This is a genomic window from Neobacillus driksii, assembly GCF_013409995.1.
GTDB lineage: Bacteria > Bacillota > Bacilli > Bacillales > Cytobacillaceae > Neobacillus > Neobacillus driksii.
The window spans coordinates 1-7842 of sequence record NZ_JACCBX010000029.1 but is presented as its reverse complement, the minus strand read 5'-3'; the positions used below and the strand labels follow the sequence as shown (position 1 = coordinate 7842).

At 34.1% G+C, this 7842-nt stretch carries 10 protein-coding genes; all 10 read left to right on the top strand.

What is annotated here, in order from left to right:
• Positions 1-195 precede the first annotated feature (195 nt).
• The 10 genes from F4694_RS31665 to F4694_RS31620 all read left to right on the top strand — a co-directional run bounded on the left by F4694_RS31665 (position 196) and on the right by F4694_RS31620 (position 7419).
• On the top strand, positions 196-537 hold the full coding sequence (locus F4694_RS31665) for a PadR family transcriptional regulator (protein WP_179603849.1): 342 nt from the start codon (positions 196-198) through the stop codon (positions 535-537).
• Entirely contained in the window at positions 534-1376 is an 843-nt protein-coding gene (locus F4694_RS31915; protein WP_218895926.1) for a permease prefix domain 1-containing protein, read from the top strand. Before F4694_RS31665 ends, F4694_RS31915 begins: the two co-directional genes overlap by 4 nt.
• 75 nt (positions 1377-1451) lie before the next feature.
• Positions 1452-1991 carry a GNAT family N-acetyltransferase gene (locus F4694_RS31655; protein WP_179603848.1) on the top strand — a complete coding sequence of 180 codons (540 nt, stop codon included), beginning with the start codon at positions 1452-1454 and terminating at the stop codon, positions 1989-1991.
• 632 nt (positions 1992-2623) lie between these two features.
• Entirely contained in the window at positions 2624-2998 is a 375-nt protein-coding gene (locus tag F4694_RS31650) for a DUF3888 domain-containing protein (protein ID WP_179603847.1), read from the top strand.
• Positions 2999-3117: 119 nt separating this feature from the next.
• Entirely contained in the window at positions 3118-3399 is a 282-nt protein-coding gene (locus F4694_RS31645) for a hypothetical protein (protein WP_179603846.1), read from the top strand.
• A gap of 708 nt (positions 3400-4107) precedes the next feature.
• Positions 4108-4605: an arsinothricin resistance N-acetyltransferase ArsN1 family A gene (locus F4694_RS31640; RefSeq protein WP_179603845.1), complete on the top strand. Its 498-nt coding sequence runs from the start codon at positions 4108-4110 to the stop codon at positions 4603-4605.
• Positions 4606-4861: 256 nt separating this feature from the next.
• Entirely contained in the window at positions 4862-5206 is a 345-nt protein-coding gene (locus F4694_RS31635; RefSeq protein ID WP_179603844.1) for an ArsR/SmtB family transcription factor, read from the top strand.
• Between the two features lie 15 nt (positions 5207-5221).
• Positions 5222-6517 (top strand): arsenic transporter, encoded by a 1296-nt coding sequence (locus tag F4694_RS31630; RefSeq protein ID WP_179603843.1) that lies wholly within the window; start codon positions 5222-5224, stop codon positions 6515-6517.
• 33 nt (positions 6518-6550) lie between these two features.
• Positions 6551-6970, top strand: coding sequence for an arsenate reductase (thioredoxin) (gene arsC, locus F4694_RS31625; RefSeq protein WP_179603842.1), 420 nt, complete (start codon positions 6551-6553; stop codon positions 6968-6970).
• A gap of 26 nt (positions 6971-6996) precedes the next feature.
• On the top strand, positions 6997-7419 hold the full coding sequence (locus tag F4694_RS31620; RefSeq protein WP_179603841.1) for a protein-tyrosine phosphatase family protein: 423 nt from the start codon (positions 6997-6999) through the stop codon (positions 7417-7419).
• Positions 7420-7842 lie beyond the last annotated feature (423 nt).

Below are 7842 nucleotides of genomic sequence, written 5' to 3'. Positions count from 1 at the left end.
CAGATACGTTCTACCCTGGCTACTGATATAATAAGACCAAAATAAATAAGGTCAACCAGAAATATTTAGCATTCTGGCTAACCTTATAATACGAACGTGGCAGGTTATTTAAATGATAAAATTTAATTTTCTGATAAAATATACCTTGTATTATAGAGTATTGGAAATTATAATTTATTCTAGGAGGTGTAAATATTGGAAATTAATAAAGAGGTCTTGAAAGGTCATATCGATACGTTGATCCTTTCACTTTTACATAATAGGGATATGTACGGCTATGAGGTAGCGAAAATTGTTCGTGAAAAAAGTGAAAATCAATTTGAATTAAAAGAAGGTACACTTTACCTGTCTTTAAAGAGATTAGAAAAAAATGAATGGATTGAATCTTATTGGGGAGATGAACAAGGTCCAGGAGGAAGGAGAAAGTATTATAAACTAACATCCATTGGTGAAGAAGGGTTTGCAGAAAAGCGTTCTGAATGGCTATTCGTTAAGAAAATAATGGACTCATTTTTGGAAGGGGGAAAAGAAGTATGAGGCAAATAGATGTATTTGTAGATTCGATTTATCACAGTGTAGGTGGTAACGAAGAAGAAATTCAAGAGTTGAAAACCGAAATGAAAAGCCATTTGATTGAAGCCGTTTATGATTTAAAATCAGAAGGAAAGACTGAAAAAGAAGCAATAGAAATAGCCATTAAACGGTTTGGTGGTGAAGATGAATTGCGATCTATTGTTAGTCACTTGTTTCAGGCTCAAAAACTCTTTGGTAAATGGGTTTTGTATATATCAATAACATTTCTTGCACTGGCATTTACATTATTTGGTGTTCTACTTTTCATTTCAAATAATTACATTCACGAACAATCAGTAGTAGCCACAGAAATACTCAATAAATTAGAAAAAAAGGAAGTAGTATCTCAAGATTTAAAAAATGAAATTAAGACAATGGTAGAAGGAACAAATGCTATTCCTGGGCTTCGAATTTACAATATTAATGGTGTTAAAATAGATGAACCTCTTACTGAAATAATGAAACCTATTTATGAGTTCAAACAAGAAGTAAGAGAAGACCAAAATGTATTTTTCCGTACTTTTAATATGGGAAGTACCCTCCATATGGGTAACGGAGATGGTGAGAATCATTGGTTTGTTGATATGTCGGTAAGAAATTATGATAACAATGCGATTTTAATTTTGTTTGTTGGTATCGCTGTCTATTGGGCTTTATTTTCGATTTGGGCAATTATTAATGCCTACCACCAAAAGCGATTGAACATCGGGTGGATTATTATGTTTGCATTATTTAATTTTGTAGGGGTAGTCATATATTATTTAACAGATAAAAACTACAAAAAATACAAATTAAGTTTATGAGGTTGTTGAACTCACGGGTAGCGTTAGTTTAAGACTAGAGGGGCTGCTCTAATAAAGATAATTGGAGAAGATAATGTGAAGATAGATATGGTATTTGATTATGAGATAGGTAATGATTTAACTTCAAATATACAAGAATTGCTAAGCGGATGTTTTCAAGAAGACTTTCCAAAAAACAGAACTTATTTCAAACAATTACCCCATTTTAGATTTGTAGTTTTTAACGACAAAAATCAACTTGTAGGACAGGTAGGAATAGATTACAGAGTGATGAATCTTAACGGAAATCCTATAAGAATACTTGGTCTAATTGATTTATGTGTCACTCAAAACACTCGCTCTCAGGGGATAGGTTCGATGTTACTTTTAGAAATTGAACAGTTTTGTTGCAATAGAAATATTGAATTTTTATTGTTATTTGCTGACAACAAAACGTTGTATTTAAAAAATGGGTACAAGTCAGTTACGAACAAATGTAAATGGTTAAAAATTGACCATATAAGTCAAATTACAAGGGATATAGGTTATGAAGTAATTGATGGATTAATGATTAAAGAAGTTGGTAAGTCTGGTTGGAGCGAAGGAGATCTAGATTTTTTAGGCTATCTTTATTAAGCTAACGGGTGCTAGAGTTGAGCAAGGGGTTGCTGCGGCAGCCCTTTTTTTATTCCACAAACGGTCAGTTTAGTTAGAAAAAACACACAAATATATCAATTATTTTCTTTAATATTATCAATTTTGAGAATATATTGAAAATCCTGTTTATAATTACTAGTGTAAGATATTAATATTAAGGGGATGGTTTTAGTGAGTAACCAAACAAAAAAACAAAGCATTGGGTACATTTTAAAAGGTGCAATGGATTCTAAGGTTCCGGCAAACAGGATTTAAGATATTGAAGAAACTGCATTTGAGGTTGTACCACATAGTTCACAAATTGATAATTACGACACTTCTAATTATGCGTTGCAAATTGCAGAGGAAATTGAATTAAGTAAAGACATTGCAGCCGATATTAAGTCTGGTGTATGGTGGGCGTTTGATAACTGGACGGTTGACGAGGCCGGGGAAATTTGCGAAAGTTACGTTGTTTCCTTCTTTGAAAAAAAGGTTGTAATATATATTAACCAAAGCGTTTCTTCATTTAGGAGGAACGCTTTTTTCTTCCTCAACTAACGGAGCAGGATAGTACAATAAGAATAATAAATCAACCTTGGAAAAGAAAGACTAATCGCTGAGGTTATTTTATGAAAAAGTTGCTATTACTTTTAGTAATTTTATTTTCTATTGTATTTGGATTTCCTAATTCCTTTAATGCCTCGGAATTTCCTCAAGACGTTATGGAAGCAGCATTATTTAGGCAATTACGAGCACCTATTCTCTCGGTTGTTGGGACAGATTGGTTTAGAGATAATGAAAAAATATTAGAAATAAAACAGGATGAAGAGTATGTTGATAAATTTTACGTTACAGTTCAAGTTGTAACTTTCCAGGGTCTACACAATCCACCTTATATGCAAGAGATAATTACTTTTAGATTTGCAAGTAACGAAGTCAAAACGATTGATTATTTCAACAGAGTTATACCAGAAAGTGAATGGCATAAATTTCAGTTACGGTGAATGCTTATTCAACTAATGGGTGCTTTACTTTAAGATCAGGTTGCTGGGGCAGCCTTTTTCTTATTGTGCTAACGGGCAGGTTAGCACAATATGGTAAAATCAATTTGAGGAGGGGTATTATGAAACTATTCAGTATATGGTCAATAATCCTTGTTTTTTTAGGTTTAATTTCTTTTGGCTTGAATTGGTTAATCGAGGGTTATTTTGAACCGATTGTACTTATAGGAGTCATCTTTTTTTTAATAGGGGTTATCTTTAGTTTTATTGCTATCTCTAAAAAGGAAAAAGGGAGTATAAAGTTCATATCACTTGCATCATTTTTTATTATCCTATTTTTAGTTTCTTGGTTTGAACCATTCCAAGTTGTTCGTATAATGACTTGGCTTAAAAATATTGCTTAACTAACGGGGTGCAAGATTTATAGAGGGATTGCTGCGGCGGTCTCTTTTCTTGTTGTGCTAACGTTGTAGGATAGTGTAATAAGAGGTGTAAAGATATATGTTAAAATTGTAATAAAAAAAGGGAGAGATATGGTGAAATTTTATATAGCATCTAGCTTTAAAAATATAGAAAAAGTTAGATATGTTAGTAAGATGTTAAAAGTAAAGGATTTATCCATACATATGATTGGACTGTAAATGGCAACGTAACAACCTTAGGAGAACTAAAGGCGATAGGTCAAAAGGAGAAAAATGCTGAATAGAATCTGATTTTGTTGTAGTTTTATTACCAGCAGGAAAAGGAAGCCATATTGAACTAGGTATTGCTATTGGGAATAACAAAAAAACTTATCTTTATTCACCAAACAATGAAGTAGATAACCTTGAAACAACCAGTACATTTTATCAATTACCTGCAATTGAAAAGTGCTTTGGAACCATAGATGAATTAGTAGATCTTATAGACTTAAAATAAAAAAGTTTATTAAGCTAATGGGTGCGGTGATCCAAGAAGGATTAACGCTTTTTTGTTGAACTTTATTGAAGTAACGGAGCAGTTTAGCTCAATAAGGGGTTCTGTTATTTCACAAAAAAAGCTGACGACGTTTAGAAACCTCAACCAGTTTAAGGAAGGGGTTGACATGCCCCGAACAATTAGGAGGTACTAAGATGTTTTTAGACTTAGTTATAAGGGAATCTAATGAGTCCGATATTTACTGCATAAAAGAAATATATAATCAAGGAATTGAGGATCACATTGCTACTTTAGAAACAGAAATAAAAGATGACTCATATATAAAGGAATGGTATGAAAAACACAAAGGCCGTTTTAAAGTAATTGTAGCGGAGCAAGAGGGGAAAATTGTTGGCTGGGCTTCACTAAACCAATACAATAATCGATGTGCCTATGATGGAGTCGCCGACCTTTCTGTTTATATTTCCAGAGAATTTAGAGGGAAGGGAATTGGTAAGCAGCTTTTGGTAGCACTTGAATCTATAGCTAGAGAAAATAGATTTCATAAAATAGTGCTATTCACGTTCCCGTTTAATCAGCTAGGCCAGGGATTATATAAAAAAATGGGTTTTCGTGAAGTTGGTGTTTTTAAAAACCAAGGGATTCTTGATGGTGAATTTGTTGATGTAATGGCTATGGAAAAGTTATTATAGATTCCTAAATTCGATTGATAACGACTGTTATCAATCTTTTTTTACATTATCTTTACATTCGGCTACTTGAAATATATATATAACTAAATTATTATATAAGCGAATAGTTATATAAAGGTTGTTAAATCAAGTTAGTTTCGTAGGGGTTCACTTGTATAATAAGTACAACCTTGCAAAAAATAAATTTATGCTTCGTTCAATCTCTTTATAAGAATATTATTATTTACTTATATAGCAGGGAGGGGAAAAGTCAGAAATGAGTAAAACAGCAATTGATATACAGCGTGCTGCCAATGTTCTAAAGTTATTAGGCGATAAAACCCGATTAACCATGATTAAAATACTGGATAATCATGATGCTTGCGTCTGCGAATTTGTAGAAATATTTAAAACTAGTCAGCCAGCCATCAGTCAACATGTTCGTAAGTTAAAAGATGCTGGTCTGGTGAGGGAAACAAGAAGAGGGCAATGGATAATCTATTCTTTAAATAAAGATAGTGAGTATTTTCCATTGGTAAAAGATTTATTACTTCACCTTCCAAACCAAGATTTTAGATTAAAGGAATTGGAAGAGCAAGGTTTACGAATTTCATGTGAATAATTGGAGGTTTCAACATTGGTATCTACGATACTCGCTTCATTGATTTTTTTAATTACGCTTATTCTGGTTATATGGCAACCAAGAAATTTATCCATTGGATGGTCTGCTTGTGGGGGTGCAATTCTCGCACTTATCGTTGGAGTGGTTGACTTCCAGGACGTTCTCGAAGTAACCAAAATTGTATGGAATGCTACCTTTTCATTTATTGCCATTATCATTATTTCCTTAATATTAGATGAAATAGGGTTCTTTGAATGGTCAGCACTCCACATGGCAAGAGCGGCTAAAGGGAACGGAATAAGAATGTTTGTTTATGTTAGCATTCTGGGAGCACTCGTTGCAGCATTCTTCGCCAATGATGGTGCCGCACTTATCCTTACACCAATCGTCTTAGCAATGGTACGAAATTTAAAGTTCGAGGAAAAAATGATATTTCCATTCATTATTGCTAGTGGTTTTATAGCTGATACAACTTCATTACCATTAGTAGTAAGTAATCTTGTAAATATCGTTTCGGCAGACTTTTTTGGAATTGGATTTGCAGAGTTTGCCTCAAGAATGTTTGTTCCAAATTTATTCTCTTTAGTGGCAAGTATTTTAGTCTTATACATTTACTTCAGGAGGAACATACCTAAGAAATATGATTTAGGTCATTTAAAGAAACCTGTCGAAGCTATTAGGGACCAAAAGATGTTTCGTTTGTCGTGGGTAGTACTTACGATTTTATTAGCAGGATATTTTATTAGTGAATTTCTAAATATTCCAGTATCCATCATTGCAGGAATTGTGGCGATATTCTTCTTATTTATGGGAAGAAGAAGTCATGCAGTGGAAACGAAAAAGGTCATTAAAGGAGCACCATGGGCGATTGTGTTTTTCTCTATCGGAATGTATGTGGTGGTTTATGGCTTGAGAAATGTGGGATTAACCAATGTCTTAGCCGACCTAATCCAAGTGACAGCTGACCAGGGATTATTTGCAGCGACAATCGGTATGGGTTTTATTGCAGCTATTCTATCTTCAATTATGAACAATATGCCTACTGTGATGATTGATGCTTTAGCGATTGCAGATACCAATACGACAGGTGTGATTAGAGAAGCACTTATATACGCAAATGTGATTGGTTCTGATTTAGGTCCCAAAATAACACCTATCGGTTCTCTAGCAACTTTATTATGGTTACATGTTTTATCGCAAAAAGGAGTAAAGATTTCTTGGGGTACTTATTTCAAAACGGGTATTGTTTTAACCATACCAACTTTGTTCATTACTTTAGTTGGTCTATATATTTGGTTGTTAATCATTTAAACATAATTTTAAAGACAAAAGGAGAAATTCATCATGACAAAGAAAAAACTCTATTTTCTATGTACAGGTAACTCTTGCCGCAGCCAAATGGCAGAAGGATGGGCAAAGAAACATTTAGGTGATGAGTGGGAAGTACGAAGTGCAGGAATCGAAGCTCACGGATTGAATCCCAATGCGGTTAAAGCAATGAAAGAAACTGGAATAGATATTTCAACTCATACTTCAGATATTATTGATCCTGAATATCTCGACAATGCTGATTTAGTTGTAACATTGTGTGGCGACGCTGCGGATAAGTGTCCAATCACACCACCAAAAGTTAAACGAGTTCACTGGGGGTTTGATGATCCAGCCAAAGCTCAAGGAACAGTCGAAGAAAAATGGGCATTCTTCGAACGTGTCCGTGATGAAATCGGAGAACGCATAAAAACTTTTGCCGAAACTGGTGAATAAGAAACATTGGAGGAGGTCAATAGGATATGAGTAATAAAAATTATAATGAATTGATTCAGGACCGTGTTTTTATTGGCGGTGCAGATGATGTAAATGACGTTTTGAAAAATGAAAACGTAGATGTAATTCTTGATTTAAGAGCTGAAGTGCCAGAAGTTGATTATAACCGTGTACACAGCCCAATCTTTGATGATGGAGAGCATCAGGACGAATCCATTCAAAAGTCAATTAAACACGTTGTAAATGCTTATAACGAAGGCAAAAAAATTTATTTTCACTGTGGTGGTGGAAGTGGACGTACGGGAACTATTGCAGTGGGAACATTATTGTCATTAGGAATGGCTAAGACAATTGAAGAAGCGGAAGCGATAGCAAAAGAAGCTCGCCCTAAAATTAAGGTAAAACCTGAAATGAAAAATTCCTTAAAAAGACTTTTCCCAAATGCTTAACTAAAACAAATTGAAAGGAAGTCTGAACATTGATAATCACCGATGATGCTCGTGATGAATTTAAAAAAATGTTCAAAGAAGAGAATGCTAAAAACATTCGTATCTTCTTTGATGGATATGGCTGAGGCCAGCCAAGGATTGGGTTGGCTCTGGATGAGCCACAGACGGACGATATTATCGTCACTATAAACGAAATAAAGGTAGCAATCGACCCTATAATTGAACCAAACACGCAAGACCTTATTCTTGATCGAAGTGGAAATGGACAAGGCATTTCAATGATAGGTAATACGGGCAGATGTTGTTAGAAAAGGACCTTTACAGGTCCTCAGGCTGTCGAGAAAATCTCGACAGCTATTATTTTTCGTAATTACTTTAATGATTCACCGCGTTAATATGTTATAATATATATAAATAATAGGA